Origin of the sequence: Sphingobium sp. (assembly GCF_032153725.1) — a bacterium.
In the GTDB taxonomy this organism is placed as follows: domain Bacteria; phylum Pseudomonadota; class Alphaproteobacteria; order Sphingomonadales; family Sphingomonadaceae; genus Sphingobium.
In genome coordinates this window covers 1-2,528 of sequence record NZ_JALDYQ010000155.1, presented here as the reverse complement: position 1 = coordinate 2,528, position 2,528 = coordinate 1, and the positions used below count along the sequence as shown (strand labels likewise).

The window sequence follows — 2,528 nt, the reverse complement described above, 5'->3', positions numbered from 1 at the left end:
CCCTTGGAGGCCCGTATTCAGTATCCAACATTTGCCTGAATAGTACGGACACATCACATGTATCTACATTGGTACTTACCCCTGGATGAGCACCGCAAGCGCGCCCGGTTCCATGGCCGCCATGCGGCTCGGCGCCCTCTGCCGCTGCAGAGGCGATGAACGCGCTCTTGCGCGGCGCATCGTCGCCGGACCCCGTGCCGTTCGCCGTGGGCGGTGGCACGGACAGCGACAACAAAAAAGGGGCGCGAAGCCCCTTTTTTCTTGCCGCAACCCGGCAACACTGCGTCGCCAGGGCTGCCCACCCAGCGCGGATCAGTCGTCCTGGTGCATGCCGGTGGCTTTCACCACGGCGCCCAGGCGTGCGCGTTCTTCATCGCAGAACTTGATGAAGTCGGCACGGGTGCCGCCGACCGGCTCGATGCCCTGATCGGTAAAGCGCTTGACGTTGGCGGGATCCTTCATGGCCGCATCGACGCCGGCGGCGACGCGGTCCAGGATGGCGTCCGGCACGCCCTTGGGCGCATGCAGGCCGGCCCAGTGGGCGATCTTGATGTCGGGGAAGCCTTGCTCGGCCGCCGTCGACAGTTCAGGATAGGCCTTGATGCGTTCCGACCACGTGCAGGCCAGCGCCTTCAGCTTGCCGCCCTTGACCATCGGCAGCACGACGATGCTGGCTTCCGAGGTCGCGTCGACCTGGCCGCCGATCACGGCCGAGACCGATTCACCGCCGCTCTTGTACGGCACCAGGTCCAGCTTGGCGCCGTAGTTGGTGGTCAGGATGCCTTCGACGAAGTGCGGCGTGCTGCCCGTGCCGGCCGTCGAGAAGTGCAGGCCGTGGCCCTTCTTCGAGCCTTCGACGAATTCCTTGAGGTTGTTGTACGGCGAGTTCGCCGGCGCGACGATGACCGAAGGCGCCAGGCCGACCATCGCGACCGGAACCAGGTCGCTGTCCTTGTAGTGAACCTTGCGGATCATGCTGTTCGAAATCACGCCCGCGGCGCTGATCAGGAACGTATAGCCATCCGGATCGGCGCGCGCGACGAAGTCGGTGCCGATGACCGCGCCGGCGCCCGGCTTGTTTTCGACAATGACGCTGACACCCAGCGCTTTTGCGATGCCTTCAGCGGCCGCGCGGCCCAGCAGGTCATTGGCGCCGCCGGGGGCGAACGGAACAATGATGCGGATGGGCTTGGACGGCCACTTGTCTTCCGCGAAGGCGATCTTCGGGGCCACGGCGATCGACGCCATGCCAAATGCTGCCGTATTGAAACGGCGACGGGTAATGTTCAAGGCTTTCTCTCCAGATACCTATTAATTGATATATCGCCCATATTTGAATTCCACTCTTTTTCGTCTGACGGAAACGCCCGCACGTTCGTCGTCATCAGTGGTGTTTTGCTGCGTAGGGCTGCGGAGCGAATAGTAAGCGCAATGGAAGTTTTTTGCTCAAATCGTGGAAATAAGGGTCTATATCGACGATTTGTACTCGTCCCCGATTATCTTCGGAGACATTTCCTTCATTCTGCTTTCATTAATTGGCCGGTTCCATCCCTTTAGTCTTCAATAACTGCTGGGTAGCCGGCGTATGCAGTTCATTAATAAAAACCGCCGCTGCGGTCTTGCTGGCGGATTTCGCGCAGACGGCGGCGGCATAGTTGGTGTAGTTCTGGATCTCGGCCGGCAAAGGGCCGACCAATACCGCTCCGGGGACGGTCAGGATTTCACTGATTTGATGGATGCCGAGTGCCGCCTGCCCGTCAACGATCTTCTGGGCGACCAGTCCGCCAGGCACCAGCACGGCCTTGGCGGCGATTTGCTGGTCTATGCCCAGTTTCTTGAACAGGCCTGTCAGGTAAACCCCGCTGGAGCCGCCCGCGGCGGGATCCAGATAGGCGACCGATGGGGCTGCCAATAAAGCGGCTTTAAAAGCGTCCACCGTCGCAATATCCGGCCGTGCCGCGCCGCTGGCCACGACGACGCCTATGCCCACCCGTGCGATGGGCCGGATCGACTCCCCATCGATAATGCCCTTGGCCGCGAGCTCCTTTAGCGCCCCGGCGGGCAGCAGCGTCAGATCGCACGCGTCGCCACCCTCCAGGCGTTTGACCAAGGCACCCGCCGTATCGTTTTCGATATTGACCTCGCGGCCGGCATCTTTACGGAACGCCGGCACCGTCGCGGTGACCACGGACTTGATCGCGCCGGCGGTCAGTATCTTCAAACTGTCTTGCGCCTGCGCCGCGGCGGAACAAGCCGCCAGCAACACCGCAACGAATACCCTCAGCTGCAACGACCTGCCCTGACGACGCGCCTTGACCATGATGATCTGCTCCTGGAACGGGAATTTCCGTGGCGAGGATTCTACTCAAGGCGCAAGACATTACCCATACGTATACGCCATAAGGCGACGCGTGCCACTTAGTAACGAACCGCGGCATCCCGCCCCGCCGACGCGGCCTGCGCCAAGGCGCGAGTGATGATGCTGGTGGACACGTTGCAGAAATAGCGGGCGCCCAGGGGGCCGTATT

Annotated in this window: 2 protein-coding genes; both read right to left on the bottom strand. The window is 61.8% G+C overall.

Features of this window, described 5'->3' with window-relative positions:
• Nucleotides 1–312: 312 nt before the first annotated feature.
• Complete coding sequence (locus RUH75_RS23605) at nt 313–1,248, bottom strand: tripartite tricarboxylate transporter substrate binding protein (protein WP_313809649.1); 936 nt, start codon at nt 1,246–1,248, stop codon at nt 313–315.
• Nucleotides 1,249–1,531: 283 nt separating this feature from the next.
• Nucleotides 1,532–2,320, bottom strand: coding sequence for a substrate-binding domain-containing protein (locus RUH75_RS23600; protein ID WP_313809648.1), 789 nt, complete (start codon nt 2,318–2,320; stop codon nt 1,532–1,534).
• Between the last annotated feature and the right edge of the window lie 208 nt (nt 2,321–2,528).